At 42.9% G+C, this 26,147-nt stretch carries 27 protein-coding genes; 15 read left to right on the plus strand and 12 right to left on the minus strand.

All coding sequences use genetic code 11. The annotated features are described in order from the left end of the window. Positions 1–196 precede the first annotated feature (196 nt). From AC3EBE_RS06270 to AC3EBE_RS06280, 3 genes are all read right to left on the minus strand, one after another. Positions 197–772: a YitT family protein gene (locus AC3EBE_RS06270; RefSeq protein ID WP_488594163.1), complete on the minus strand. Its 576-nt coding sequence runs from the start codon at positions 770–772 to the stop codon at positions 197–199. 177 nt (positions 773–949) lie between these two features. Then, positions 950–2,251 (minus strand): NCS2 family permease, encoded by a 1,302-nt coding sequence (locus tag AC3EBE_RS06275; protein WP_488594164.1) that lies wholly within the window; start codon positions 2,249–2,251, stop codon positions 950–952. 213 nt (positions 2,252–2,464) lie between these two features. Next, complete coding sequence (locus AC3EBE_RS06280) at positions 2,465–4,300, minus strand: dihydroorotate dehydrogenase (protein ID WP_488594165.1); 1,836 nt, start codon at positions 4,298–4,300, stop codon at positions 2,465–2,467. A gap of 179 nt (positions 4,301–4,479) precedes the next feature. Between AC3EBE_RS06280 and AC3EBE_RS06285 the strand changes: the two genes are divergently transcribed. Together AC3EBE_RS06285 and AC3EBE_RS06290 are read left to right on the plus strand one after the other, a co-directional pair. Further along, complete coding sequence (locus AC3EBE_RS06285) at positions 4,480–4,662, plus strand: small, acid-soluble spore protein, H family (RefSeq protein WP_488594166.1); 183 nt, start codon at positions 4,480–4,482, stop codon at positions 4,660–4,662. A 165-nt stretch (positions 4,663–4,827) separates the two neighbouring features. Further along, positions 4,828–5,211 carry a DUF302 domain-containing protein gene (locus AC3EBE_RS06290; RefSeq protein WP_488594167.1) on the plus strand — a complete coding sequence of 128 codons (384 nt, stop codon included), beginning with the start codon at positions 4,828–4,830 and terminating at the stop codon, positions 5,209–5,211. 48 nt (positions 5,212–5,259) lie between these two features. On the opposite strand, the gene AC3EBE_RS06295 is transcribed toward AC3EBE_RS06290, so the two are convergent. Together AC3EBE_RS06295 and AC3EBE_RS06300 are read right to left on the minus strand one after the other, a co-directional pair. Next, the gene (locus AC3EBE_RS06295; RefSeq protein ID WP_488594168.1) at positions 5,260–6,258 is read right to left on the minus strand and encodes an inorganic phosphate transporter; all 999 of its coding nucleotides are present in this window, start codon (positions 6,256–6,258) and stop codon (positions 5,260–5,262) included. Between the two features lie 12 nt (positions 6,259–6,270). Continuing rightward, positions 6,271–6,888, minus strand: a complete 618-nt coding sequence (locus AC3EBE_RS06300) for a DUF47 domain-containing protein (protein WP_488594169.1) — start codon at positions 6,886–6,888, stop codon at positions 6,271–6,273. A gap of 398 nt (positions 6,889–7,286) precedes the next feature. On the opposite strand from AC3EBE_RS06300, the gene AC3EBE_RS06305 reads away from it, so the two are divergent. The 3 genes from AC3EBE_RS06305 (at position 7,287) to AC3EBE_RS06315 (ending at position 9,892) form a co-directional block, all read left to right on the plus strand. Then, complete coding sequence (locus tag AC3EBE_RS06305) at positions 7,287–8,114, plus strand: aldo/keto reductase (protein ID WP_488594170.1); 828 nt, start codon at positions 7,287–7,289, stop codon at positions 8,112–8,114. Between the two features lie 922 nt (positions 8,115–9,036). Further along, on the plus strand, positions 9,037–9,183 hold the full coding sequence (locus AC3EBE_RS06310) for a hypothetical protein (RefSeq protein WP_488594171.1): 147 nt from the start codon (positions 9,037–9,039) through the stop codon (positions 9,181–9,183). A gap of 445 nt (positions 9,184–9,628) precedes the next feature. Next, positions 9,629–9,892: a GlsB/YeaQ/YmgE family stress response membrane protein gene (locus AC3EBE_RS06315; protein ID WP_488594172.1), complete on the plus strand. Its 264-nt coding sequence runs from the start codon at positions 9,629–9,631 to the stop codon at positions 9,890–9,892. 174 nt (positions 9,893–10,066) lie between these two features. On the opposite strand, the gene AC3EBE_RS06320 is transcribed toward AC3EBE_RS06315, so the two are convergent. Then, positions 10,067–10,987 carry an RluA family pseudouridine synthase gene (locus AC3EBE_RS06320; protein WP_488594173.1) on the minus strand — a complete coding sequence of 307 codons (921 nt, stop codon included), beginning with the start codon at positions 10,985–10,987 and terminating at the stop codon, positions 10,067–10,069. Positions 10,988–11,167: 180 nt separating this feature from the next. Here AC3EBE_RS06320 and AC3EBE_RS06325 point away from each other — a divergent pair, with 180 nt between their 5' ends. Continuing rightward, entirely contained in the window at positions 11,168–11,566 is a 399-nt protein-coding gene (locus tag AC3EBE_RS06325) for a YhcU family protein (protein WP_488594174.1), read from the plus strand. Between the two features lie 62 nt (positions 11,567–11,628). Here the strand turns inward: AC3EBE_RS06325 and AC3EBE_RS06330 are convergent, their stop codons facing one another. Both AC3EBE_RS06330 and AC3EBE_RS06335 read right to left on the minus strand, forming a co-directional pair. After that, positions 11,629–12,096, minus strand: coding sequence for a thioredoxin family protein (locus tag AC3EBE_RS06330; RefSeq protein WP_488594175.1), 468 nt, complete (start codon positions 12,094–12,096; stop codon positions 11,629–11,631). 1 nt (position 12,097) lies between these two features. Next, positions 12,098–12,535: a disulfide oxidoreductase gene (locus AC3EBE_RS06335; RefSeq protein WP_488594176.1), complete on the minus strand. Its 438-nt coding sequence runs from the start codon at positions 12,533–12,535 to the stop codon at positions 12,098–12,100. A 770-nt stretch (positions 12,536–13,305) separates the two neighbouring features. On the opposite strand from AC3EBE_RS06335, the gene AC3EBE_RS06340 reads away from it, so the two are divergent. The 5 genes from AC3EBE_RS06340 (at position 13,306) to AC3EBE_RS06360 (ending at position 19,804) form a co-directional block, all read left to right on the plus strand. Continuing rightward, positions 13,306–14,844 (plus strand): GNAT family N-acetyltransferase, encoded by a 1,539-nt coding sequence (locus AC3EBE_RS06340; RefSeq protein ID WP_488594177.1) that lies wholly within the window; start codon positions 13,306–13,308, stop codon positions 14,842–14,844. Positions 14,845–15,038: 194 nt separating this feature from the next. After that, the gene (locus AC3EBE_RS06345; RefSeq protein WP_488594178.1) at positions 15,039–16,784 is read left to right on the plus strand and encodes a phospho-sugar mutase; all 1,746 of its coding nucleotides are present in this window, start codon (positions 15,039–15,041) and stop codon (positions 16,782–16,784) included. 57 nt (positions 16,785–16,841) lie between these two features. After that, positions 16,842–17,564 carry an SDR family oxidoreductase gene (locus AC3EBE_RS06350; protein WP_488594179.1) on the plus strand — a complete coding sequence of 241 codons (723 nt, stop codon included), beginning with the start codon at positions 16,842–16,844 and terminating at the stop codon, positions 17,562–17,564. 443 nt (positions 17,565–18,007) lie between these two features. Further along, positions 18,008–19,129 (plus strand): GAF domain-containing sensor histidine kinase, encoded by a 1,122-nt coding sequence (locus AC3EBE_RS06355; protein WP_488594180.1) that lies wholly within the window; start codon positions 18,008–18,010, stop codon positions 19,127–19,129. Between the two features lie 15 nt (positions 19,130–19,144). Then, a complete protein-coding gene (locus AC3EBE_RS06360; RefSeq protein WP_488594181.1) occupies positions 19,145–19,804 on the plus strand; it encodes a response regulator in 660 nt (219 codons plus the stop codon). Between the two features lie 102 nt (positions 19,805–19,906). Here AC3EBE_RS06360 and AC3EBE_RS06365 read toward each other — a convergent pair whose 3' ends face one another. Continuing rightward, the gene (locus AC3EBE_RS06365; protein WP_488594182.1) at positions 19,907–20,161 is read right to left on the minus strand and encodes a YhdB family protein; all 255 of its coding nucleotides are present in this window, start codon (positions 20,159–20,161) and stop codon (positions 19,907–19,909) included. A 231-nt stretch (positions 20,162–20,392) separates the two neighbouring features. Between AC3EBE_RS06365 and AC3EBE_RS06370 the strand changes: the two genes are divergently transcribed. The 3 genes from AC3EBE_RS06370 to AC3EBE_RS06380 all read left to right on the plus strand — a co-directional run bounded on the left by AC3EBE_RS06370 (position 20,393) and on the right by AC3EBE_RS06380 (position 23,409). Continuing rightward, positions 20,393–20,716: a DUF3889 domain-containing protein gene (locus tag AC3EBE_RS06370; protein WP_488594183.1), complete on the plus strand. Its 324-nt coding sequence runs from the start codon at positions 20,393–20,395 to the stop codon at positions 20,714–20,716. 80 nt (positions 20,717–20,796) lie between these two features. Further along, the gene (locus tag AC3EBE_RS06375) at positions 20,797–22,209 is read left to right on the plus strand and encodes a SpoVR family protein (RefSeq protein WP_488594184.1); all 1,413 of its coding nucleotides are present in this window, start codon (positions 20,797–20,799) and stop codon (positions 22,207–22,209) included. A 258-nt stretch (positions 22,210–22,467) separates the two neighbouring features. Further along, positions 22,468–23,409 carry a cation diffusion facilitator family transporter gene (locus AC3EBE_RS06380; RefSeq protein ID WP_488594185.1) on the plus strand — a complete coding sequence of 314 codons (942 nt, stop codon included), beginning with the start codon at positions 22,468–22,470 and terminating at the stop codon, positions 23,407–23,409. 14 nt (positions 23,410–23,423) lie between these two features. Here AC3EBE_RS06380 and AC3EBE_RS06385 read toward each other — a convergent pair whose 3' ends face one another. Next, positions 23,424–23,744, minus strand: a complete 321-nt coding sequence (locus AC3EBE_RS06385) for an ArsR/SmtB family transcription factor (RefSeq protein ID WP_488594186.1) — start codon at positions 23,742–23,744, stop codon at positions 23,424–23,426. 83 nt (positions 23,745–23,827) lie between these two features. After that, positions 23,828–24,511: a DUF421 domain-containing protein gene (locus tag AC3EBE_RS06390; RefSeq protein ID WP_488594187.1), complete on the minus strand. Its 684-nt coding sequence runs from the start codon at positions 24,509–24,511 to the stop codon at positions 23,828–23,830. A 165-nt stretch (positions 24,512–24,676) separates the two neighbouring features. On the opposite strand from AC3EBE_RS06390, the gene AC3EBE_RS06395 reads away from it, so the two are divergent. Then, positions 24,677–25,042, plus strand: coding sequence for a YidH family protein (locus AC3EBE_RS06395; protein ID WP_488594188.1), 366 nt, complete (start codon positions 24,677–24,679; stop codon positions 25,040–25,042). Here AC3EBE_RS06395 and AC3EBE_RS06400 read toward each other — a convergent pair whose 3' ends face one another. Then, positions 25,043–25,666 carry a DUF3939 domain-containing protein gene (locus AC3EBE_RS06400; protein ID WP_488594189.1) on the minus strand — a complete coding sequence of 208 codons (624 nt, stop codon included), beginning with the start codon at positions 25,664–25,666 and terminating at the stop codon, positions 25,043–25,045. It lies immediately after the preceding gene. Between the last annotated feature and the right edge of the window lie 481 nt (positions 25,667–26,147).

The following is a 26,147-nucleotide window of genomic DNA, read 5'->3' on the forward strand; positions in this document are numbered from 1 at the left end:
GCAAAGCGACGAGGAGGCTCAGCGCCAGCCCCGCGGAAAGCGAAGCGACTGGAACGGAAATCAGCAGCCCTGTTTTACCTTACAATCTAAAATAAAATGTAGGGATTTTTGATCTTTATCTAAGGTGAATTTTACAACGAGAGCCAGCAAGAAACACAGCTGGCGTTTTGAATGTGGAAAAACATTTTACTAAACTTTAAGTCAATTGCTCCCGTTTAATCACGCATAATGAAGTCATCAAGCCCACACAAGTGATAGTCAAAAGCGAGTAAACGAATTTCTCCATGCCAATCACCCCGAGCCCGGATATGATAACCACGCCATCAATAATAAAAATCAAGATGCCTACATTGACAGACAGAAACTTATTTATCAATTGTGCCAGCAGGTCGGTTCCGCCGGTGCTTGTTTCATGCCGGAGCATCAATCCTATTCCGCAGCCTACTAGAACTCCTCCGAGGATCGCGCTTGGCAAAATGCCCAGACTCAATCCTTTTTCAGCTGGTGCGAATAAATCAATAAATAAGCTGGATACCATCAATCCATGAAGGCTGTGAAAAAAATACTTTCTCTCAAGAAACCATGCCAATAAATACAGAGGGATGCTCAATATAATGATGGTCAATCCTGTAGGCCAACCATAAAAGTAATGGATGATTAAGCCTAGTCCGATCATGCCGCCGTCGAGCAGATGATGGGGCACAAGAAAACCATTTACGCCAATACCAAGCAGTAGGCTCCCGATCAATACAGCGAATATTTTTCCTGCCATTCTTCAAAGCACCTGCCTTGTCCAAAACCGAGCACATTTTAATGCATGCACTCTCTCTCACTATTTTTATGGGAAAAAGACAAGCATTAGAACGATGCTGCAGGAAAAGAAGAGTCACTATAGGAAGGATAACTCTCCTGAAAAAAGAAAAAGCCCGCTTTTCAGCGAGCCAGCAAATTAATGTGGTAAAAATGCAAGCTGGTAGAAGAACAGCACTGCGAAAATATAGAGCAATGGATGAACTTCGCGCCATCTGCCTTTCACAATCTTCAATAATGGGTAAGAGATGAAGCCCAATGCGATACCAGTCGCGATACTTGAAGTAAGCGGCATGCTTAAAATGATCAGAAATGCCGGGAATGCTTCATCAAGCTGATCCCATTGTATATTTGAAATGCTGCCCATCATCAGGCTGCCGACAATGATCAAGGCAGGTGCAGTGATTGCCGAAAGGCCTGAGACAGCTCCAACTAACGGACTGAAGAATGCAGCAGCAATGAATAATACTGCTACTGTAAGCGAAGTCAGGCCAGTACGTCCGCCGGCGGCTACGCCAGAAGAGGACTCAATATAAGCAGTAGTCGGGCTTGTGCCAAACATTGCGCCAACAGCAGTGGCAACCGAGTCTGACAATAAAGCTTCCCTTGCTCTAGGCATTGAATCGCCTTTCATCAGGCCGGCCTGGTGGGCTACCCCGATCATCGTACCTGTAGTATCAAAAATCGTGACCAGGATGAATGAAAAGACTACAGCGTATAAGCTGTTTTGAACGACATCCATCAAGGCGGTCAATGGATTAAGTACAATCATTCCCTCAGGCAGTGAAGGGAGAGACATGAAGCCCTGGTCAAAATTCAACTGTCCGGTGAAAAACGCAATAAGTCCGGTGATCACCATTCCAAAGAATAGTGCACCATTAATATTAAGCACCATCAAAATAAGTGTGATTGCAAGGCCTGTCAGTGCCAGCAATGCAGATGGTGAATGAAGATCGCCAAGCGCAACCAGGTTTGTCGGATGGTCAGCAATGATTCCTGTTAAGCGCAATCCGATAAAAGCAATGAAAAGACCGATCCCTGCAGTAATCCCATGCTTCAAGTTTACTGGAATGGCTTCGATAAGCTTTTCGCGGAAAGGCGTCAACGATAAGATGACGAAAATTAAACCCGCAATGAATACTGCAGCAAAGGCAGTTTCATAAGTAATATTTTGGTGGTTTCCGACTACGGAATATGCAAAGTAAGCATTGAGCCCCATGCCAGGAGCGATGGCAATCGGATAGTTTGCGAATAAGGCCATCCAAAGTGTACCCACAACAGCAGCAATAATAGTAGCAGTAAATACCTGCTCAAATGGAACACCTGCATCTGCCAATATAATTGGATTGACGACCACAATATATACCATCGTAAAGAAGGTGGTGATTCCGGCCATCATTTCTGTTTTTACATTCGTGTTGTTCTCTTTCAATTTAAACATTAAAGTTCCTCCAAAAATACGAACGATTTTAAACACAAATAATATAATATTCGTTTTTAACGCATTTTACAAGTATAAAATTAATCCTGCCCCAATGAAAATTGTCTAAGAAAAAAAGGACTCAAGATTCGAGTCCTTTTTCTTTATGATTCCCAACAATATTAGATACATACAGAATGGCCGCATGCTCACTTGCAGGTTGATGCAAGACAATCAGGTGTGCCTTTTGGTGAAAAATTCCCTTGAGAGCCACAGTCCCATGATATAGAGCAGCAATGCGAAATAAGCTGGAAGCAGGTGGATGAAATCTGTATAACCGATATAAATATGTGTAAAAATACCAGTCGTGAATGCTGGGATACCGCCAAAAAGATAAGTTCTCCACATCCATGCTGCCCCTTCCTGAAAGCCCCATAAGGAAAGCATTAATACCAGGAGCCCGACACTCAGCAGAGCGCTCCCGAATCCAGCCCGGTCGTGAGCAATGACGGGAATGAGCTTTTCGTTAAGCTCATTTAGCTGGTCAGGGGTCATGCAAATGTATTGGAGGTCAGTATCAACAAAGACAAATGTGGAACCAATGGTTGAGATCACAATCCCTCCAAGCATAAAAGCGAATCCCAGCAAGACAAAACAAAGCTGCCCGTATAATCCTTTTTTCCAGGCATTATGATTTGTTCGATTCCTGGAAGACGGAGAACGCACTGCCCTTTTGGTTTCCCTGAATCCCTTTGTAAATAGAGGGAAGAGGATCAGCCAAAATAGTCCATGAAGCCAGTCAAAATAGCCGAATCCAAGAAACAGAAGGATTCCCAGGAAACCAATGATCGCAGCGATGTTGAAGGCTCTTCTCGTCCAGTGGATTCCATGGCGGACTCCGTGCCTCGCCAGCTGCATATAGATGTAACCGCCTGATATCATCGTCCCGGCCAATGTCATCCGGTCATGGGACATGAATTGATACAGGTTAGGATTGAAGGCCATCAATTCGATTCGGCTCATCCTCAAGAAAACCTCGTCATAGAACAGGATAACCTGAGTGAAGCTGAAAAACAGGATGACGGCCCCGCCAAGAAGGATGAGCAATCCAAACAGCCAATACCAAATCCATCCTGTAATTTCCGGGGAATCATCTTCCTGATGGTCCAATACAGCCTCATGGATCCGCTTTGGCAGGCCTGGACCTGATGAAACATAGCCTCCAGACAGCAGGATTAGCTCTGCTCCAGCCGAGAACATTTTAAGCGCATCCGCAGGCTCAACAATTCCGCCAGATGTTATGATTGGCAGATCTGTTTCTTTTTTGAGAAAAGCGATACTCCGAATCATTTCCTCTGTTTGCTTAAAAGGTGTCATCTGTTTATCTTGTTCATAATTGGACTCTTCTTCAAGAATAATTCCACTGGCTAGTTTACTAAATTCCAAAATCTTACCTAAGCTGTCCGCAGTCTGCCCATGTTTAATAGCTAACAGTATCGGTTTGCCATCAAGCGCATCGGCAAGAACAGCGAATTCTTCCCTGCTGTGTAAAAGATTTATGTCTACTGCAAACAAGTTCCCGTAAGATTTAATTCTTTCAGGAACAAGATCGAGCTCACCAATCCTGATAATTATCGGGACATCCGGATTCTGGTATTTTTCCAGCTTACTGATGGTTTTTTGAAGCCCTGGTGTTTCTATTCTGCCTTTTGGAGATATCAGTGCCTGGTCTTTTTCAGAAACAGTTACTGCTGAGGTTGGCCTTGATGATGAATAGAAAACGGGACCGATTTCAATAAATCCAAAACCAAGATGCGGAAAAGCGTCAATCCCGGACAGGGATGGATCGATTTTTCCGCTCAGGCCGACAGGACTTGGAAAGTGGAGGCCAAAAAGGTCCTTCGATAACTTTTCAGATGGAGTCATATGGCCGAGAAACTCGATAAACCTGCTGCCTCCTGGAATCCGCGAAATCGACGACATTCCTCTATGGATGAATTCACGCCCGCGGTTTCCGGGCAATCGGGACAGCCACGGCTTAAATAAAGGATGATATGACCAATCTGGCATAATACCCTCTCCCAACGCTAAATTAGCTGGCTTGCAGCTTTTTCTTTTCTCCATTGTAACGTATAGAAACAGCGATGGGGCAGCATGATCGAAATAAGAGGCATTTTTAAGGAACATTGAATAAAAAGAAAAGTTTAAAGAGAAAATACAGGTGAATTTAACCGTGGAGGTATGAATAGATGGATGTAAAACGTGTGAAGCAAATACTATCGTCTTCATCTGAAATTGATGTTGTCTATAACGGGGCGTCAGTATGGATTGACCAGCTGATTGAGGATGGAAGAACTGCGACAGTCCACCTGCGCGGCCCGCTGGAGGAAAGAACGACAGTAGAAATTTCAGAGCTTCAGGAAAGGCCATAATCCCAGATTTTCAGCCGCCGTTATGCAAATTAGTGTACGGCGGTTTTCCTTTATGACTCAATAATAATACCTATAGCGGTTTAATTAAGGATTAAATGAGGTACTGTTCTAGGATGAGGCTGCTTGAGCCTTAATAAAAACGCCTTACATAAAGGAGAGATTGAAATGTTCCATTATACAGCAGAAGTAAATAAGTCAATGAATGAGGCAGTATCCGCACTGGAAGCAAGCCTTAAAGAAGAGAAGTTTGGGGTCCTGTGGTCTTTGAATATGAAAGAAACACTTGCAGGTAAGGGAGTGGACCTGAATGGTGAATACATCATCCTGGAAGTCTGCAACCCGCATGAAGCAAAAAGGGTTCTTGAAAAAAGCCCGCTCGTAAGCTATTTCCTTCCATGCAAAATTGTTGTCTATAAAGAAAATGAAACAACAAAGGTTGGACTGCCAAAACCGACCGACCTGATCAAACTGGTAGAAGATGAAGAACTGCAGGCTATTGCCGCAGATATTGAAAAGAGATTGATCGGCGCGATTGATAATATTAAATAGAAACAAAAACTAAAGCCCATGGCATTGCGCCATGGGCTCTTTGATTTATTAAAAAATAGCATTCAGGATAAAGTACGAGATGGCAGCGACCGTTGCCGAGATTGGCAGCGTGATGACCCAAGTGATGATCATGCGCTGTGCGGTTGTCCATTTAACGCCCTTTACACGGTGTGCTGAACCCACACCAAGAATGGCAGATGAAATAACGTGCGTTGTGCTTACAGGCAAATGAATGTAAGTAGCGCCGAAAATAACGAGCGCACCTGTTAAATCAGCTGCAACTCCATTTACTGGGCGAATCTTCATGATGTTGCCGCCAACAGTCTTGATGATTTTCCAGCCGCCGATTGAAGTGCCAAGACCCATTGCAAGGGCACAGGAGAACTGAACCCAAAAAGGAATATCGCTTGTAGTCAAATAGTTATTGGCAATCAGGGCCATCGTGATGATCCCCATTGCTTTCTGTGCATCATTCGTTCCATGTGTAAAAGACTGTAATGCAGCAGTGGCGATTTGGAAATAACGAAAATTTCTGTTTGTACGTGCTAGATTATTATTTTTAAAGACGACCTTAAAAATGCTGTAAATTATGAAACCTATACTAAAGGCAAGCAAGGGTGAAATAATCAAGGCTTGAAGTATTTTCAAGAATCCTGTGTAATTAAGGGCACTAAATCCTGCCGCCGCCAGAGCAGCACCGGCAATAGAGCCAATAATAGCATGTGATGAACTGCTTGGTATACCGTAATACCAGGTCAAGAGATTCCAGAAAATAGCTGCGATCAAAGCAGCTAAAATGACGATTGAACCATTCTGAAGTGTGAAAGGATCAACAATATCCTTTGTAATTGTTTTTGCTACTCCAGTAAAGGTCATCGCACCGACAAAGTTCATGACTGCCGCCAGAAGGATAGCGTGACGCGGCTTCAGAGCTTTCGTTGAAACAGAAGTGGCAATTGCATTGGCTGTATCATGGAAGCCATTAATAAAGTCGAATGCAAGCGCACCGATGACAATCAATATTGTAACTATAAATACTCCATCCATTTTTCAGGCTCCTTACGCGTTTTTCATGACAATGCTTTCAAGGGTGTTGGCAACATCCTGGCAGCTGTCTGCGATTTCTTCAAGACCTTCGTAAATCTCCTTAAACTGAATGATTCTGATTGGGTCTTTTTCTACTGAAAACAGATGCTTGATAGACTGGCGAAGAACTCCGTCACACTTAGACTCAAGATCTTTGATCCGGATTGCATGCTCGCGGATTTGCTTCAATTTTTTAGTCGTCAGCAGTTGTACTGCTTGTTCGATTTCAAAAGAAGCGCTCTTAATCGCGGCAACAAACTGCATCATGAATTCGTCAGCGTTTGTGATTGAGTACATATCAAACAGGTTGGCACAATGCTCCATGCCGTCAAGCACATCATCCATGCTCATGGAAAGGGCAAGGATATCTTCTCGTTCAATCGGAGTAATGAAGGCGTTGTTAAGTTCCATTATGACCTCATGGATCATATTGTCACCCTTCGTTTCCATATCCTTCATTTTTTCTGTGAATATCTTTAAATCACTTGCATTGTTAAGCTTAAAGTCTGCGAAGTATTCACTGCTTTCCTTTAGATTTACGGAAATATCCGTAAGCAACCCTGCGAATTTGTCCTTTTTCTTGAAGACCATAATGTTACCCCCACATTATTCTAATTCCAAAATTTTTAGAGCGAGATTAATTTTAGCTTAAAGATGTCGAAATATGAAGATGTTTGCTGAAAAATTTACATAAATTTAATAAAACCACTATTGAGTTCTTTACAATTGCAAAAAACTTTATCTTTGTATTCCTCTTTCTTATATGAAGTAAACTTTTGCAAAAAAGGATAAGCCCAATTTTTAAAAATGAATTGTCCTTCTGTTTAGGACAAAATTTAGCCGGGAAATTGAGAACTACCAAGTGAAACTGGAGAAAATCTCGGCTTGCTAAAGCCGTTTATATAGATTGGCGGCTGCCGATTATGGCAGCCGTTTTAATTGGTATTTGCCAGCATCTACTATAAAATAGGTGTAAAAGAGGTGCGGAAATGGCTGGTATACATGGCAAAACAGTTTTACATAACGGTGTTGAAATGCCACTTTTAGGTCTTGGCGTTTATAAGGTGGAGGAAGGAAGGGAAATTGAACATACAATTCATACAGCGCTTGATGCCGGATATCGTCTTATCGATACTGCTTCCTTTTACAAAAATGAAGAGGGAGTAGGGAGGGCCATTAGAAACAGCAGTATACCTAGAGAAGAGCTTTTTATCACCACCAAGGTGTGGAACACAGAACAGGGCTACAATACGACCTTGAAGTCATTTGATGAAAGCATGTCAAAGCTTGGGTTGGACTATTTGGATCTTTTTCTGGTCCATTGGCCTGTTAAAGGGAAGTATCTGGACACATGGCGTGCACTTGAAACTCTATATCGAGATGGAAGGGTCCGGGCGATCGGAGTCAGCAACTTTAAAATCCATCATCTTGAGGACTTGATGTCTCATTGTGATGAAAAACCAGCAGTCAACCAGGTCGAACTGCATCCATTGCTTTCGCAGGAAGAACTCCGGGATTACTGCAGCGAACATTCCATTAAGGTGGAAGCATGGTCACCGCTATCAAGAGGAAGGTTCCTGGATGAAATCGTTTTAAACGAGATAGCGGAACAAAAGGGGAAAACACCGGCCCAGGTTATTTTAAGATGGCATCTGCAAAATGGAGTGATCGCTATTCCGAAGTCAGTTACACCAGCGAGGATCATCGAAAATGCAGGGATATTCGATTTTGAACTGAACGGAGCTGATATGGAAGCAATCAATAGAATGAACCGTGACCAGCGATTTGGTGCAGACCCCGACCATATTGATTTTTAATTTTTAGCCAGCTGATGATGGAGGCTATTTAGACCATTCAGGACCAGATTTATTCGATGAATGGTTCTAATGGAGGCTATTAAAGCCATTCAGCACCAGTTTTCTTCGGTGGATGGCTCTAATGAAGGCTATTAGGACCATTCAGCACCAGAAATTCTTATGTGGATGGTTCTAATGAAGGCTATTAAGACCATTCAGCATCAAAAATCTTCTGTGGATGGTTCTAATGAAGATATTAGGACCATTCAGCACCAGAATTCTTCTGTGGATGGTTCTAATGAGGGCTATTAAGACCATTCAGCACCAAAAATCTTCTGTAGATGGTTCTAATGAAGGCTATTAAGACCATCCAGCATCAAAAATCTACTGTGGATGGTTCTAACGAAGGCTATTAAGACCATCCAGCATCAAAAATCTACTGTGGATGGCCCTAATGAAGGCCATTAAGACCATTCAGCATCAAAAATCTTCTGTGGATGGTTCTAACGAAGGCTATTAGGACCATCCAGCATCAAAAATCTACTGTGGATGGCTCTAACGAAGGTTATTAAGACCATCCAGCACCAGAATTCTTATGTGGGATGGCTCTAATTAAGGTTATTAAGACCATTCAAGATCAGAATTCTTATGTGGATGGTTCTAATGAAGGCTATTAAGACCATTCACAACCAGAATTACTCTGTGGAGGGCTTTAATGAATAGCGAGGGGTTCTAAATAGAAAGCTGTTTCCCAAAGATTGTTGCCTTCACGAATGTTGAATTTATATCCTGTTGATTGTAGTGGAAGGCGCGCAGACTCCTTCGGGATGCAGCGGGACAGGTGAGACCCCGGAAGAAATGGTCCGAAAAAGAAGGGACCATTTTTCCCCGCAGGAGCGCAGCGACGAGGAGGCTCACCGCACGCCCCAAGAAGAATTTGCCCATGAAAAAGCCGGCAGTTGGGCTTTTTCATAATTCTTCAGAGGGAAGCGAAGCGCCTGGAACGAAAATCAACAGTCTTTTATTACAATCCTTTTTTAAAAACATTTGGTTACCTTTAAAAATGGGAGTTTTCTTTCAAAATATATAGAATAGCAACAAGTATGAGAAATGAGCCAAATAGAAAGAAGAACGGAGCGAATTTTATTCGGTCCGTTTTTTATTTTAAAAAATGGATATATTAAACCCAAGAGTATACTGCTGAGATAAGGCTTACAATTCTTAATTTTCCGCATTAGGTTTTAACTTAATTTCATGGTGGTAATGTAGGTGTACAAGCAGGAACAGCAAGGGACGAATTAAAAACACCCAGAAACTACTGCTTGAATAACTGCAGAAAAAACATGGTTTAATCTCTTCTTTAAAGAGGTAAGTTAAGATTAGAGCAAGCTGAAAAGCTCCCGGGAAGCAAAGATTTCAGTTCAGCCTATTTCACAATCAGATTTACTGCAGTTAACTCTTTAAAAAGGGTGTAACACCCCTTGGCACTACTACTAGTTAATAAAATTACATCTACTTAAGGAGGAAAAAACATTATGTTAAGTTTTCTTTGGGCATTAATTATCGGTGGTATCATTGGTTGGTTAGCAGGATTAATCCTTGGAAGAGATATTCCAGGCGGAGTAATCGGCAACATCATCGCAGGTTTCGTTGGTGCTTGGATTGGACAGGCAATCTTGGGTGATTGGGGTCCAGTAGTTGCTGACTTTGCGATTATCCCGGCGTTGATCGGTGCGATTGCATTAGTATTCATCGTCAGCCTTGTAATGCGCAGCATGCGTAAAGCTGACCGTCATTAATAAAAAAAGGTCCTTCCGAGAAATCGGAAGGATTTTTTTCGTTAAGATTAGATCAAAACCTTATTAATTTGAGCAGCAATAACACTGGAGGTAACTTTTATTCAAATTCGATAAGCGGGCCTGATAAAGAAATCAAATAAAATGGAGCCGGGAAATTTTTCCGGCTCCATTTTTTCAAATATCGTAAGGATTTATATTAACAAAAATCGGTGGCTGGTCGATAAAAGGTGCGTGGCATATTATAGTTTCCTGTGTAAACGGATGGATGAATTCCAATTTGGCTGCATGCAATGCCTGCCTTGGAAAATCTGTACTGCCTTCATAAAGCGTATCTCCGGCAAGCGGATGGCCGAGATGGCTAAAATGCACACGGATTTGATGAGTCCTTCCAGTATCAAGCGAACATTGAACGAGGGTAAGATTTTTCTGCTTGAAACGGTCCACTACTTTAAAATGAGTGACGGCTCTTTGTCCCGATTCTGATACTCGTCTTCTTGTAGGATGGTGGCGGTCACGGCCTATAGGCTTATCGATGGTGCCTTTATTCTGCCTGATGATCCCGTCGACAAGGGCCAGGTAGGTTCTTTTGATATGACGGTCTTCCAGCATCTTATCAAGGACAGCTCCAATCAATGCATTCTTGGCAAAAAGAATGGCACCGGTCGTATCGCGGTCCAGCCTGTGTACATGGCGGGGACGTCCTGGCTCGCCATTCGCCTGCAAATGGAAGGCAGCGGCATTGACAAGAGTTCCTGTCTGTCCAGGACTGTTTGGATGGGTATCCATGCCTGCTGGCTTGTTAAAAACAATTAAATGCTCATCTTCATAAAGGACATCGACTGGCTTATATTCAGGTGCAGCTGTCTGATCTTCTTCTGTGAATAGCTGCAGCTGCAAACGGTCATTTTTGTTGAGCGGCACTGTCCAGTCTGGATTCGCTCCGTTGATCTGGACTTTCTTTTCCATGCGAAAGGTGTGGACTAATTTTTTGGGAGCATGCCAGAAATCCTTGAAAAGCGATTCCAATGTATATTGCTGCCAATCAGCTGGAATGATCATTTCAAACCATTCGCCTTTTTTTGTAGATTGAATCATATTTTTCTCCTGACTTGTGTATTTATAATATACATTTAGTCTTTCCATTTAAACGGATTTTGTCAACTTTTACCGCAGGCATGGTCATAATTACCATCCTTTTACAGGGAACGGATATGTTATCCTAGATGTATATTATTACGAGAAGATTACAAAGGGTTTAAAAAGGTGGGTCCATCATTGAAAATAGTTTTTGCGTCTACACCAGGACAAGAAGAAAAGATATTGGAGCTGACCCGGTATTTTTATACTGATATTTTTCCAATGTATTTCAGCGATGAGGATATTCAGGAATTTGAAAAGCTTGATGTTTTACATACAAGACCGGAACAGTTCGAGCGATTCAGTACACTTGGGGATGCTTTTCAGGTAATCACCAGCATGCAGACATTGATTTCAATTCTCGAATCCGGCCATATTCCTGAAAAATATCAGTCTATGTTCCGCCGGAACGTTCAGACATTGACGGATTACGGTATTTGTTTTCCATTTAACTACAATCAGTTTTCTGATTCGAAGCATGTTCATCTTGAGTACATCAGTGCATATGCAAAGCCGGCGAATCGGCTGCTTTTGTAAGGGCTTAACTGTAAAATGGAGAAAATGAAACGCCTGCAGATGCAGGCGTTTTTTTCGTTTATTTATTTACTGTTTTCGGTGAACCATTGTTCAAAAACAGGCTCTTCCTGATAGCCGACAATGCGGTTGACTTCCTTGCCATCTTTGTATTGGACGATGGTTGGAGTGGATTCAATCCCGTAATTATTCCAGCCTTCTTCAAATTCAAGCAGGTTGAATTGCTGAAGATCTACATCCATTTCCTTAGCTAGAGGAGCGACAATCGGTGTTGTGCGCACGCAGTGAGGGCAGGTTGGGCTGTAGAAGTAAATCGTTGCATCCCCGCCATCCTTGATAATCTTTTCAAGCTCGTCCGGCTTGATGATATTCTGATAGTTAGGATCATCAAGCTGCTTTACTGTTTCAGGATGCAATGATTCCTTGCCAAATGGGTTACCCTCCGCTTTTTCCTGATTTTGAGCCTTATTAACAAAAAATAGGGCTGCAAACAATGCGATGATAACTAAAAGAAATATAGCTACTTTTTTCAACTTATTTTGCCTCCTTAGTCTTTTTCCAGATCATGAAGCTTATAGTAAAGATAATGACAAATGCCGTCAGCGCCAGGAATGGGATAGTGATGAACCCAAGCCAGTTGATATATTGCCCGGTACAAGGCACCCTCCCGCATGTTACTGCGCTGTCAGCCATGAAAGGCACCTTTTGCAGTGAATAATGGTAAATCGATATGAGTGCCCCAACACCTGACATGACCATTGTATAAAAAGTAATTTGATAGTCCTTCCTTACAACGGCGATTCCAAGAATCAAGGCGAATGGATACATCAGGATCCGCTGATACCAGCACAGCAAACAAGGTTCATACTGCCTTATTTCTGAAAAATAAAGGCTTCCGAACATGGCAAGGATGGATGTGGCCCAGGCGGCAAATAATAAGGTCTCTCTTGAATCTTTCTTGTCTTGTCCCATTCAACTCTCTCCCCTAAACAATGTATTCTCTTTTAAAACATTTCATATAAACATAACAGCATCCATCTCATTACATCTTAAGGAATAAAGCAAAATAATTCAATTAAACATTATGTGAAATAGTAAGGTTCTTTTCTCAAGGCTGTTTTCACAAAGATTGTTGCTTTCACCAATGTTGAATTGAGATCCTGTTGCTCTTCGTTCCAGGCGTGCAGACTCCTTCGGGATGAAGCGGGACAGGTGAGACCCCGGAAGAAATGGTCCGAAAAAGAAGGGACCATTTTTCCCCGCAGGAGCAAAGCGACGAGGAGGCTCACCTCACGCCCCGAGGAAAGCGAAGCGCCTAGAACGGAAATCAACAGCTTTATATTGCAAAGCCTTCTTTAATAAACCATTTAGAAGAGATTTCAAAAGCATATAGAATAGCAACAAAGTATTAGAAAAGAGCCTTTCTCAAACTTTGTTGCTTTTGACTACAAATAGGATTGTATTTCACAAGTTTCTTCCCAAACTTTAACACTTATTAAGAGAAAAGAGCTTGCACCTTAGTACCGACATACAAAATAGCTTTTGTCACGTTAAAGTCGGCTTTTGGATTTTAACAACAATCTTTACGAAAACAGCCATTAGTAAAAACCAATTTTAGTGAAGAAGTATTGATTTCTTATGCAAAAGGGGAAGCTAAATCGAAGTAATATATTGAACTGATTAAGGGTATAGGGATATGGCAGTTATTTTTCCATTGTGAAATGAAAGGTGTGTAAGACCGTATGACGGAACTGGACTTATCAAAATTTGAAAAGAAAATGATGATCCGCAACACAAAACATGAGGATATCGATGAAATCATAAAAATGCAGAACAGCTGCTTCCCAGGAATGGAGCCATGGAGGCTTGACCAGCTCGAAAGCCATCTTGAAATTTTTCCTGAAGGGCAGTTCGTAGCTGAATATGATGGGAAAATTGTCGGCTCCTGCTCGAGCCTGATCATAAACTTTGATGAATATGATGATCGCCATACCTGGGACGATGTGACGGACAATGGCTATATTACCAACCACAATCCTGATGGATATAATCTATACGGAATTGAAGTCATGACCCATCCTGATTTCAGGAGGATGAAAGTCGGCTATCGTCTCTATGAAGCGAGAAAAGACCTTGTCCGCCAATTGAACCTGAAAAGTATCATTATCGGGGGAAGGATCCCGAATTATCATCTCCACGCCGAAGAGATGTCTCCGCGTGAATATGTGCGCCAGGTTGCTTCACACAAGATCTATGATCCGGTGCTTTCTTTCCAGCTGAGAAATGACTTCACCCTTATGAGGATCAATCCGAATTACCTCCCTGATGACCTGCAGTCAAATAAATACGCGACACTGATGGAATGGAACAATGTCGACTATCAGCCAATGTCGAAGCGTTTCTTCAAGACGAGCAATCCGGTGCGGATTTGTGTGGTTCAATATATGATGAGGGCAATCCAGTCATTCGATGATTTTGCGCATCAGGTTGAATATTTTACCGACGTCGCTTCAGATGCAGATTCCGATTTCGTCGTGTTTCCTGAGCTTTTCACTGTACAGCTGATGTCTTTCCTTGATGAAAAAACACCATCACTGGCTGTCCGCAAGCTGACGGAATATACAGAGCAATATATCGCCTTGTTCACCGATCTTGCTGTGCGCTATAACGTGAACATTATTGGCGGTTCGCATTTCGTCAAGGAGGATGACGATGAAATTTACAATATCTCCTATCTGTTCCGCCGTGACGGCACGATCGAGAAGCAGTATAAGCTTCATATCACGCCAAATGAACGCAGATGGTGGGGAATCAGCCGCGGTGATGAAGTGAAGGTGTTCGATACGGATTGCGGGAAGATCGCGATCCAGATTTGCTATGACATCGAGTTTCCGGAGCTGGCAAGGATCGCCACGGAAATGGGGGCTAAAATCATTTTTACTCCGTTCTGCACTGAGGATCGCCAGGGCTATTTGCGCGTCCGGTACTGTTCACAGGCAAGGGCTGTTGAGAACCAGATTTATACTGTCATCTCTGGTACAGTAGGAAACCTGCCGCAAACGGAAAATATGGATATTCAATATGCCCAGTCCGGCATCTTCGCTCCTTCAGACTTTGAATTTGCCCGCGACGGAATTGTTGGCGAAACGAATCCGAATATCGAAATGGTCATGATTGGCGATGTCGACCTTGAAGTATTGCGGCGCCAGCGCCAGGATGGCACAGTGCGTCAGCTGAAGGACCGCAGGCATGATATTTACAGAGTTCATTATAAAAAGTAGCTTAGAAGAAGCCTGCCGGTTCGGCAGGCTTCTTGTTTTGGCGTATCCGGCAGTAATCCGCCGACAATTTTCGCAATTGAAAGGAAAATCCTTTTTCAATATAGAAATGTAAAATAATAAAATTTATCAAAGCAAGCTCATCTTGTTTTATAATGAGCTGTATGCTGGAAATCTAACTTCAGGAGGGGCATTCAATGGATTGGAAAATGAAAGCTGAGAGATGGCTGGGATTTGCAGGATTGGATCCAGAGCTTAAAGCAGAATTGGACGCAATAAGAAATGATGAGCAGCAGCTTGAGGAAGTTTTTTATAAGGACCTGGAATTCGGTACAGGAGGCATGCGCGGGGAAATTGGAGCTGGCACAAACCGCATGAATCTGTACACAGTCCGTAAAGCGTCCGCCGGCCTGGCTGCATACATAGAGCAACACGGAATGGAAGCGAAGCAGCGTGGAGTTGCAATCGCCTATGATTCCCGTCATAAATCTCCGGAATTTGCGATGGAAGCAGCAAAGACGCTTGCGACACGCGGCATTCAAACATATGTTTTCGAAGAACTAAGACCGACGCCAGAGCTTTCCTTTGCTGTGCGGCACCTAAATGCCTACGCAGGCATCGTCGTAACAGCGAGTCATAACCCGCCTGAATACAATGGATACAAAGTGTATGGAAACGATGGAGGACAGCTGCCGCCGGAAAGTGCGGATGAGGTAATCGCAAAGGTAAATGAAATTGAGAACGAGCTTTCGATCGAAGTCATGGATGAGCAGGAGCTGAAGGAAAAGGGCTTAATCAAAATGGTAGGTGCTGAAATTGACAGTGCTTATCTTGAGAAGCTGCTGACGATATCAGAGAATCCGGACCTGGCAGATGAAGCTGAGGTAAAAGTTGTTTTCACGCCGCTGCATGGGACAGCGAATCTTCCTGTCCGCAATGTATTGAAAGCATTGAAATATCAAAATGTCACCGTTGTTAAGGAGCAGGAACTGCCTGATCCGGAATTTTCGACTGTCAAGAGCCCGAATCCTGAGGAGCATGCGGCTTTCGAGCTTGCAATCCGGGAAGGGAAGAACATCGATGCGGATGTGCTGATCGCAACCGATCCAGACGCAGACCGCCTGGGCATTGCGGTCAAGAATCCAGAGGGAGAGTATATTGTGCTGACAGGGAACCAAACGGGAGCTCTGCTTTTGCACTATATTTTGACACAAAAGAAGGAAAAAGGAACTCTTCCTGCCAATGGTGTGGTAATGAAGACAATTGTGACATCTGAGCTTGGAAGGGATATAGCTTCATCTTTCGGCATCGATACAATTGATGTCCTGACAGGGTTTAAATTCATTGCAGAAAAAATCAAGGCATACGAGGAGTCTGGCGAGTACAAGTTCTTGTTTGGCTATGAAGAAAGCTATGGCTATCTGATCGGGGACTTCGCCCGTGATAAGGATGCTGTCCAGGCGGCAATGCTGGCTGTCGAGGTTTGTGCTTTTTATAAAAAGAAGGGCATGTCACTTTATGATGCACTTATGAGTGTTTTTGAAGAGTACGGTTTTTATCTTGAAGGACTTAAATCGCTCACTTTAAAAGGCAAAGAAGGCGCAGAGCTCATTCAAAAAACACTTGGCGTTTTCCGTGCCGACCCAATAAAGAATCTTGGTGAATTGAAAGTCATTGCTGTGGAAGATTACTTAACAGGAGTAAGGCTGGATGACCAAAATAATGAAGAGAAAATTGATTTGCCTTCGTCGAATGTCATCAAGTACTATCTTGAAGACGGAACCTGGATGTGCCTTCGACCATCCGGCACCGAGCCAAAAATCAAATTCTACTTTGGTGTAAAAGACCAAACACTTGAAGCCAGCAAGCAAAAGCTGCAAAAGGTAGAGCAGGACTTCATGGCTGTAGTAGACAGCAAGATGGAAGCGGCAAAAAATTTATAAACACAATGAACAGATTCAAGCAACTAAGTGTGTGCAGAATGAAAGGAAGTTAGAAGGATGCTAAAAGATCAAGTAGCAATCGTAACAGGTGCGTCACGCGGTATAGGCAAGGAAATTGCATTTAAGCTTGCAGAGCAGGGGATGAAGCTTGCTGTGGCGGGCAGTTCTGAGGATATTCACACTACGGCAGAGGAATTAAAGCAAAAGGGTTATGCCAATGTCATTGCCATTCAGACAGATGTAACTGAGGAACAGCAGGTCAAGAACCTTGTGGAAAAAACCATTCAGCAATTCGGTCAGATTGACGTTTTAGTCAATAATGCAGGAATCGGTTTTTTCAAGCTTGCTGAAGAAGTTGAAGTTGAAGAGTGGAAAAGGCTGTTTGAAGTGAATGTTCAGGGCGTATTCCTTGGGGCAAAAGCGGTCCTGCCCCATATGAAGGAACGCAAATCAGGTACAATCATTACAATTTCTTCGGATGTCGGCCGCTATTCAATCCCGAATGGCAGTGCCTATACAGCGACTAAATACGCAGTCCAGGGCTTCAGCGGTTCACTTGCCCAGGAAGTTCGTGAGTATGGAATTCGTGTCGGCACAATCAACCCGGGAATGGTCGATACGTTTTTCGCGAACTCCGAGCAAGGGCTACCAGAAAAGCATGATTGGCTGAAGGTAGAGGATATTGCGAATGCGGTCGTTTACATGGCTTCCGCTCCTAAGCATATGCTTATTGATGAAATCGTCATCCATCCGCTGGTGCAAAATTATCCGATTGCTTAAAGATCAGAAAAAAGCTTTAATGATAATTCTTGAACTCCAAGAAAACCAGATTAAATCCGAAGAGAGGATCTCTTCGGATTTTTTTATATTTTTTTATCAGGAATAGGATTATTTTTAACTATATGTCCTTAAACCATAAACTAAAGAGTGTTAAAACTGAATAACAGGCTTCCAAACTGGACGTTTGATTTTGCAAACATTGGATTGCTTAGTGTTAATTCCAGTTGGGTCCAATATAATCCCAGTTGGAGTACATTTAATTCCAGTTGGGATCGATATAATACCAGCTGGAACAGATTTAATACCAGTTGACCCGCGCAGCCCCATTTGAAATAACCTCTGGTGTTTGCATCTCCCTACAACTTTTGACTGAGAAAATTTCAGACTATTTTCAAAAGCGCAATTTTCCATAAAAAGCTATAATAAATATTGGGGGGATCAAGATGACAGGGGTAAGAAACAACGATTCACATATTGGCATTTTGAAGGAAATTGCCGAGCTGCTCAATGAAGGCACGGATCTCAACCGTGTTTTGCCCGAGGTGCTGGCGAAGCTTTTACATATAACAGGATTGAAAACAGGATGGATTTTTTTAATAGATGCACAGGGAAGCTATCAGCTTGCAGCAAAAGCAGAGCTGCCTCCAGCACTTTCGTTGAATGAATATCAGCCGATGTGCCACGGCGGCTGCTGGTGTGTCGACCGCTATAACGATGGACGCCTGAATAAGGCAACAAACATATTTGAATGCAAAAGGATCGAGGACGCTATCCAGCATAAAACTGGTGATACAAAGGGTTTGACCCATCATGCCACTGTTCCTTTGCGTGCTGGGGAAGAAAAATTTGGAGTCCTCAATGTCGGCTCGCCGAATAAGACCCATTTTAAAGCAGAAGAGCTTGCTTTGCTGGAAGCGATCGCTTTTCAAATAGGGACAGCAATAAAAAGAATAAAGCTGACACAGCAGGAGCATGATCTTGCCCTGGCAGCTGAACGCAACCGCCTGGCAAGGGATCTTCATGATTCGGTCAACCAGCTTTTATTTTCACTGAGCCTGACAGCGAGGGCAGGTTCTTCCATGGCAGCTGTTCCAGAGGTGAAAGAAACATTCGATTATATACAGGATCTTGCCCAGGAAGCCCAGGGGGAAATGAGGGCGTTGATTTGGCAGCTGAAGCCCCGGGGATTGGAAAATGGCATAATCTGTGCACTTGCCGGGTATGCAGACATGCTTTCTGTGCCCCTCGAAACAGAAGTAACCGGTGCATCCAGCCTTCCGGGAAAGGTTGAGGAAACTTTGTGGAGAATTGGCCAGGAAGCACTTGCGAACTGTAAAAAGCATGCTGAGGCTGAGAAGGTCATAATTAAGCTGGAAATTGAAAATAAGCTGGTAACCATGACAATCACTGATAATGGCTGTGGCTTCAATTTTGATCCACAAATGGAACTTCCGTCACTCGGACTTAAAAGCATGAAATCGAGAGCCTCTGCATTGGGCGGAAGTCTTGAAGTAATCAGCAAAATGAATCAAGGAACAACCATCATTGTGAAGATTCCAGTATAGGGGGAGGAAAGAAGGATGGCTATAAAGGTCTTAATAGCGGACGATCATCATGTAGTCAGAAGGGGCTTGGTATTTTTCCTTAAGACGCAGAAGCAGATTGAAATCGTGGGGGAAGCAGCGAACGGAAGGGAAGCAGTGGAGCTGGCGCGTAAATTGACTCCGGATTTGATCCTGATGGATTTGATCATGCCAGAAATGGATGGGATACAGGCCACAGCCATCATAAAAAAAGATATGCCGCAAATCAAGGTCATGATGCTGACAAGCTTTTCAGACCAGGAGCATGTCATCCCTGCAATCGAAGCAGGAGCTTCTGGGTATCAGCTCAAGGATATCCAGCCTGATGAACTTGTTCAATCGATCCTGAGAATCACGAATGGAGAAGACCAGCTTCACCCCAAGGCTACATCCCTTATAATGAAGCATCTTACCGGGAATCGAAGGCAGGAGAGGCAGCCGCTAGATGATCTGACAAAGCGGGAGATGGAAGTCCTGAAGGAAATCGCGAGCGGCAAGAGCAATAAGGAAATTGCTGCATCCCTGTACATTACAGAAAAAACTGTCAAGACCCATGTATCCAATGTCCTGGCAAAGCTTGGATTGGCAGACAGGACCCAGGCCGCACTGTTTGCGGTCAGGAATCATCTGGTTGACCAGCAGCCGCCATCTGCTTGATCCGCTGTCAGATGGAAAAAAGTGTATTGGCGAAATTTGAATAGACAAAAGCAAACACGGCACCTTAATAGAGGTGGCCGTGTTTTTTGGTGGAATTCCCTTTTAAATCAAGCCGTTGACAGCGGTTTCCAGGAAGTCATCGCCGGCGGCTTCGTTAGCGTGGTCGATGTATCTAAGCAGAGAATACAGGCGTTTTTCAATGACAGAATAATCTTTTTCAAAGTTGTAAGCGTGGAGAAAATGTTCAATCTTCTTGGCCAGGAATTGGTCCTCTGTTCTGACCATCAAGATCAGCAAGTTATCCCATTGTGATCTGTGCGTATAATACAAAGCGCGATCATAATCCGATTTATTCATACCCGTTCCTCCTTATAAGGAGTTGATAATATTATATGGATTTGAAGCCGGAACTTTCTCAGCAAATGTTGGTCGTCCCTGTTTACAGGGATTTTCAAGTTTTACCTGTATAACTTAATCCCTTTGGGAGCTGTAATGTAAACAGGGTAATTTTACCGTTTTATCATTTATACATATTCAAAATTCACGTGAAGGAAACTAACAAAAATAAATGATACAGGAGTGGTCACTATGAAAAAGCTTTTAATTCCCATCTTGGGAGCAATGCTTCTCTTGCTTTCAGCCAATTTGCTTGGTGCGATGGCACAACGTCCTGATTATGAAAAATATGGGCGGATCGCAATAGCGGTGATCAAGGAAGACTTCCCCGGCGATGAAGTGAAAGATTATTTATATGTAGGAAGAAAGCAAAAAAGCGAAGAGGAAGTCGTAGATTCATTCCAATTCAAAGTGAATGAAAATGGAAAGCCGATTATTGCTACCGTCCTAATTTCGCATAATCTTAAAAACAATAAGCTTCTTTCCCTTACTGTTACAGAAGAACCAGGGAGGTAAAGTTTTCTGATTGCTGAATAAGCCGCTCATCTTTCTCCCATTTCGCTCATACATTGTGGTAAGAAGTGAAAGGGGGAGAGATGGTGTCGGAAGATCAAAAGTCACTGGAGTATGCCATTTCTGAAATTACCGAAATCGCCAAGGGATTCGGTCTTGATTTTTACCCGATGCGATATGAGATTTGTCCAGCTGAAATCATCTATACATTTGGTGCATATGGAATGCCAACCAGATTTTCTCATTGGAGCTTTGGAAAACAATTTCACAAAATGAAGCTCCATTATGATCTTGGCCTTTCTAAAATTTATGAACTTGTCATTAACTCTAATCCTTGTTACGCTTTTCTGCTCGATTCCAATTCTTTGATCCAGAATAAGCTGATCGTTGCCCACGTGCTGGCCCACTGTGACTTTTTTAAAAACAATGTCAGGTTTCAGAATACAAAGCGCGATATGGTCGAGAGTATGGCGGCAACAGCAGAGCGTATCCGCAAATATGAGATCGAGCATGGGAAGCAGGCAGTCGAATCATTCCTTGATGCAGTGCTGGCGATAGAAGAGCATATTGATCCGTCACTGATGCGGCCAAAGCTTTCATGGTCGGCAGACGATGATGAAAGTGATGATGGGCCTTCTCAATTGGCGACTCCCTATGATGATCTTTGGGGGCTTGATTCTAAAAAATCGCAAGATAAGGATATGCCAAAGAAAAAGAAGTTTCCGCCTAGGCCAGAGAAGGACTTATTGCTTTTTATCGAAAGCTATAGCCGAGACCTAACAGACTGGCAAAGGGATATCCTGACGATGATGCGTGAAGAAATGCTGTATTTCTGGCCGCAGCTCGAAACGAAAATCATGAACGAAGGCTGGGCTTCATACTGGCATCAGCGGATCTTAAGGGAAATGGATTTGACAAGCAGCGAAGCCATTGAATTTGCCAAGCTGAATGCAGGAGTTGTCCAGCCATCCAGAACAGGCATCAATCCATATTATCTCGGCATAAAAATCTTCGAAGATATCGAGGAGCGCTACAATAACCCAACAGAAGAGATGAAACGCCGCGGTGTGAAACCAGGCTCCGGCCGCGAAAAGATGTTTGAAGTGCGTGAGATCGAATCAGATATCTCCTTCCTGCGCAACTATTTAACGAAGGACCTGGTGATGAGAGAGGATATGTACCTCTTCCAAAAGCAGGGACGCGAGTATAAAGTCGTCGACAAAGCCTGGGAGCAAGTCCGCGATCAGCTTGTCAGCATGAGGGTGAACGGAGGCTTCCCATATCTGTCTGTGACGGATGGAGACTATCTGAAAAATGGTGAGCTTTACATCCAGCATGGCTATGAGGGCATCGAACTGGATATTAAATATCTTGAAAAAGTCCTCCCATATATTTATCAACTCTGGGGAAGAAAATGCCATATCGAGACGATTGTGGAAGGAAGAGCCATGCTGTACACATATGATGGGAAAGGCGTCCATCGAAAGTATTTATGAGACCGCTGATTTCAGCGGTTTTTTTGTTTTTGGAAAAAGGGCAGCAATAAAACAAACGGCCACTCTCTTCTCATTCTATTAAAGCTTCCACCATCCCCCTCCCGAAAAACTTCAATCTATAGGTGTGAAATCCAGCGATTAAAGGTATTTAATCCAATAAGGATGGAAAATTAGAAAAAGAGATTGAACCATTTACATGAGTGAGTCATAATTATATATATGAACATATACTCATATAAAGAGAGAGGGGCGAAGCAAATGGGACATCATTATTCACATGGCCATTCCCACGGACATAGTCATGGGCACGGTCATAGCCATAGCCACACAAGCAATAAAAAAGCATTATTCTGGTCATTTCTTTTAATAGCGAGTTTTATGATAGTTGAAGTCATCGGGGGCTTTTTGACGAACAGCCTGGCGCTGCTTTCGGATGCAGGACACATGCTTAGTGATGCCGCGGCATTGGGATTGAGCCTGTTCGCGATGAAGCTTGGAGAACGAAAAGCGACACAATCGAAGACTTACGGCTACAAGCGATTTGAAATCATTGCGGCAGCATTGAATGGACTTACATTAATCCTGATTTCAATCTATATCTTCTATGAGGCATATCATCGTTTTATCGATCCCCCTGAGGTCCAAAGTATGGGCATGCTGACTATTTCGGTCATAGGGTTGATCGTCAATATCATTGCTGCCTGGATATTGATGAGCGGAGATAAGGATGAGAATTTGAATGTCAGGAGTGCCTTCCTCCATGTGCTTGGGGATATGCTTGGCTCTGTTGGCGCAATAACAGCCGCATTGCTGATTTACTTCTTTGGCTGGGGGATTGCAGATCCAATAGCAAGTATTGCTGTAGCCATCCTGATTATCATCAGCGGCTGGCGAGTGACAAAGGAGGCCTTCCATGTCTTGATGGAAGGGACACCGGCTCACATAAAAGTTACTGATGTGAAGAACGAACTGATGAAGATTCCTTATGTGACAGATGTCCATGATCTCCATGTATGGTCCATTACATCCGGCCAACTGATGCTGAGCGGCCATATAGCAATCAATGGTGAGGGGCTGCATGATCGAATCCTGCACCGGGCCCAGGAGCTGCTTCATGATGACTTTGGCATTGAGCATAGCACCCTGCAGGTTGAAGGAGAAGAAAACGGCTGTCCATGTGCACATCAGCCGTGTAATTAATAATGGCCAGCCACTCAATGGTGGCTGGCATGTTCTATACCCTGTTTTAAAAGATCAATGACGTGTTCGTCATCATGAGTATAATAAAGGGTCGTACCCTCTCTCCGAAACTTGACCAGCCTGAGGTTCTTTAAAAAGCGCAGTTGATGTGAAACCGTAGATTGCAGCAGGGAAAGCTTATCTGCGATTTCATTAACAGAATGTTCACCCTGGAACAGCAAATGCAAAATTCTCAGTCGCGTGGGATCGGATAGGGCTTTAAAGGTCTGCGAAACAATGAATAGTGTTTCTTCATCCAAATCAATCTGAAGATCTTCCTTTTTTTCATTTTCCAATAAAATCATCCTCCTGTATTTATTATATCGTAACCTGCAGCAGGAAAAATCATGGCATGTTGTGTATGCCATGATTTTTTGGATTATTTATTGCCAAGCTGAATATAAAAGCCTTCTGTTTCAGACCATTCAGCAAAATAAATCTTGGATATATCGGTGATTCCATTTTCTTTCAGTTTTTGCTGCAGCCAGCTTTCATTCTTTCCAAGGCGTTCCAGCCCTTTTCTGACAGGTTTTCCTTCATCAATAACAAAAATAGGCGAGCGGAATTTTGGAGCTTCAGCCTTTAGGCCGCTATATGTCACAGGCTGTGCTTCTGGTTTGACCAGGACACTGATATCGCCGCTATTTTCAAGCATGACATCTTGGACCTCATCTATTGAAAAAACACCTTTTAATCTGAGCAGGGATTTTAATTGTTCCATTTCAAGTTCTGCTTTTTCCAGGTTTTCAACCAGGATTTCTCCATCCTTTACAAGATACTGGGCAGTACCCTTTAAAATAGGACGCAGCCTGTCTGACTTCTGTGTTACCTTTTCTACGATGAAAATCAGGATTGTCCAGACGCCTATGCCAAAGAGCATTTCCAATATGGAGGATGGTGCCTTTTCAAAAAGATTCTCTTCCACCAAACCGCCAAGGACAATCGCATAGACGAAATCGAAAGGGGTTACCTGGGACATTTCCTTTTTTCCTAATAGTCTTGTAACAATGACCAGGGCAGCCAACCCTATAATCAATTTGATTGCAAGCAGAGGATAAACCAATGTTTCCACCTCACATTATTTGAGATGGATTACTATTCCCATAGAGCGAAGGCGATAAAACAGGTAGTAAATGGATGGAAGCGAAGCATAATAAAAGTAAAACATAAACCGGGAGTATATGATAAGATTGTATACATGCAGAGGTATAAAAAGGAAGTGATCTCATTGGAAGAGGAAAAAACACTCGAGTCAAAATATATACAGCAGCACCTTGCAAACGAACGGACATATCTTGCCTGGGTCAGGACTTCCATTGCCATAATCGGGATTGGCTTCCTGGCATCCAGTCTTCATTTTAATAATATCAGGGCTGTAAGTCAGGCGGCTGATATGATTGCAGTGTTCGTAAGCATATTCTCTTTGCTGGTAGGTTTAATTATTCTGCTTTTTGCCACGATTAATTACTTTGCGGTAAGAAGGAATATTAATTCTCAGACCTTTAAATCGGCAAACCGGCTGATAAAGTTGTCATCAGTCATTATCTTCTTTATTTTTTTACTGCTGGGAATTTACCTGATAAGTATCATTTAGTCAAATTCCTGTACTGTTCTTTTTCGGCTTAATATGGGTAACGAGTCCATCATATTTGGTCAGGTAGAGGTCCATTTCGGGCTGGTTAACCAGACAGCGGGCCTGTATGAGCTGGAAATAATCTACCCTGTTCAGCGGATCGAACTGGATGACGGGATATTGTTTATGCTCCTTAACATAAAGATCCACAGCTTTTTGAACCTTATCCAGAACTGCGGCAATTTCTTTTTCGTTCTCTGAAAAAATATCGTACGTTTCCCTCGACATATAAAACTTTTCTGAAGGGATGCCATGAAGATAGGGTGCTAGCAGTTCAAAATCAATACTGTTATCTTCCTTGACGATGATTGTCCGGTAGACGCCCTTCGGCAGCTGCCCTGAAAACGATCGGACCGCCTTTCGGACGTCATCAACGGACACGTCAATGACCGGCCAGTTCCTTTCCGAAGTTTTATCATGTTCAGCTTTCTTGGGAAACAGTAAGATGAAAATGGCTGCTCCTCCGATAAAGCCTGCTACTCTAAACAGATGCCCGCCAGTTATCTTATCCACCAAATAGCCTCCCATTACAAGGATGATAAAAGCCAAAACCGAAAACAGCCCTCTCAACTTATTCTTCTTCATCTTTTTCACCCCTTTAAATTTTTTCTCAGTACAATGATGTGCGCATATCCAATTATTGTTGCCAGCATTAAAAAAACCTGGATTTTGCCGATAAAAACTGAGAGGACAATACACAAGCTGCAGATTCAAGAATCGCGACGGGAATCATCGAAGAAAGTTCAATTGAATATCGTTTATCAGGCTTTTCTAAAGCGTTCAGGGAAAGGTCCTTTACGCGTATTCACGTAAGGCTTTTGTTGAAAAAAAGCGGAGAGTTAGCAAGATTCCAGGAGTATAGTAAAAAAACCTATGGTGTCTGTAGCAATTTCACGTTCCTGCTTATATTATATAAGATCCTCAAGCCAACTGGCATGCGCAGCATATTAATTTTTACGAAAAAGCATCCTTTTCAAAATATTCTTATAAAAGGGTAAATTTAGAGCGCGATTATTGTATAATATTGTTGAAATGACTGGAAAAATATACAGGAAACGAGGGGCAG

Source organism: Mesobacillus sp., assembly GCF_057785455.1.

What these genes read in the sequence shown, in the direction of transcription:
- AC3EBE_RS06270 (WP_488594163.1), bottom strand. Translation starts at nt 772, where the DNA reads ATGGCAGGAAAAATATTCGCTGTATTGATCGGGAGCCTACTGCTTGGT.
- AC3EBE_RS06275 (WP_488594164.1), bottom strand. Translation starts at nt 2,251, where the DNA reads ATGTTTAAATTGAAAGAGAACAACACGAATGTAAAAACAGAAATGATG.
- AC3EBE_RS06280 (WP_488594165.1), bottom strand. Translation starts at nt 4,300, where the DNA reads ATGCCAGATTGGTCATATCATCCTTTATTTAAGCCGTGGCTGTCCCGA.
- AC3EBE_RS06285 (WP_488594166.1), top strand. Translation starts at nt 4,480, where the DNA reads ATGGATGTAAAACGTGTGAAGCAAATACTATCGTCTTCATCTGAAATT.
- AC3EBE_RS06290 (WP_488594167.1), top strand. Translation starts at nt 4,828, where the DNA reads ATGTTCCATTATACAGCAGAAGTAAATAAGTCAATGAATGAGGCAGTA.
- AC3EBE_RS06295 (WP_488594168.1), bottom strand. Translation starts at nt 6,258, where the DNA reads ATGGATGGAGTATTTATAGTTACAATATTGATTGTCATCGGTGCGCTT.
- AC3EBE_RS06300 (WP_488594169.1), bottom strand. Translation starts at nt 6,888, where the DNA reads ATGGTCTTCAAGAAAAAGGACAAATTCGCAGGGTTGCTTACGGATATT.
- AC3EBE_RS06305 (WP_488594170.1), top strand. Translation starts at nt 7,287, where the DNA reads ATGGCTGGTATACATGGCAAAACAGTTTTACATAACGGTGTTGAAATG.
- AC3EBE_RS06310 (WP_488594171.1), top strand. Translation starts at nt 9,037, where the DNA reads ATGAAAAAGCCGGCAGTTGGGCTTTTTCATAATTCTTCAGAGGGAAGC.
- AC3EBE_RS06315 (WP_488594172.1), top strand. Translation starts at nt 9,629, where the DNA reads ATGTTAAGTTTTCTTTGGGCATTAATTATCGGTGGTATCATTGGTTGG.
- AC3EBE_RS06320 (WP_488594173.1), bottom strand. Translation starts at nt 10,987, where the DNA reads ATGATTCAATCTACAAAAAAAGGCGAATGGTTTGAAATGATCATTCCA.
- AC3EBE_RS06335 (WP_488594176.1), bottom strand. Translation starts at nt 12,535, where the DNA reads ATGGGACAAGACAAGAAAGATTCAAGAGAGACCTTATTATTTGCCGCC.
- AC3EBE_RS06340 (WP_488594177.1), top strand. Translation starts at nt 13,306, where the DNA reads ATGACGGAACTGGACTTATCAAAATTTGAAAAGAAAATGATGATCCGC.
- AC3EBE_RS06345 (WP_488594178.1), top strand. Translation starts at nt 15,039, where the DNA reads ATGGATTGGAAAATGAAAGCTGAGAGATGGCTGGGATTTGCAGGATTG.
- AC3EBE_RS06350 (WP_488594179.1), top strand. Translation starts at nt 16,842, where the DNA reads ATGCTAAAAGATCAAGTAGCAATCGTAACAGGTGCGTCACGCGGTATA.
- AC3EBE_RS06355 (WP_488594180.1), top strand. Translation starts at nt 18,008, where the DNA reads ATGACAGGGGTAAGAAACAACGATTCACATATTGGCATTTTGAAGGAA.
- AC3EBE_RS06360 (WP_488594181.1), top strand. Translation starts at nt 19,145, where the DNA reads ATGGCTATAAAGGTCTTAATAGCGGACGATCATCATGTAGTCAGAAGG.
- AC3EBE_RS06365 (WP_488594182.1), bottom strand. Translation starts at nt 20,161, where the DNA reads ATGAATAAATCGGATTATGATCGCGCTTTGTATTATACGCACAGATCA.
- AC3EBE_RS06370 (WP_488594183.1), top strand. Translation starts at nt 20,393, where the DNA reads ATGAAAAAGCTTTTAATTCCCATCTTGGGAGCAATGCTTCTCTTGCTT.
- AC3EBE_RS06375 (WP_488594184.1), top strand. Translation starts at nt 20,797, where the DNA reads ATGGTGTCGGAAGATCAAAAGTCACTGGAGTATGCCATTTCTGAAATT.
- AC3EBE_RS06380 (WP_488594185.1), top strand. Translation starts at nt 22,468, where the DNA reads ATGGGACATCATTATTCACATGGCCATTCCCACGGACATAGTCATGGG.
- AC3EBE_RS06400 (WP_488594189.1), bottom strand. Translation starts at nt 25,666, where the DNA reads ATGAAGAAGAATAAGTTGAGAGGGCTGTTTTCGGTTTTGGCTTTTATC.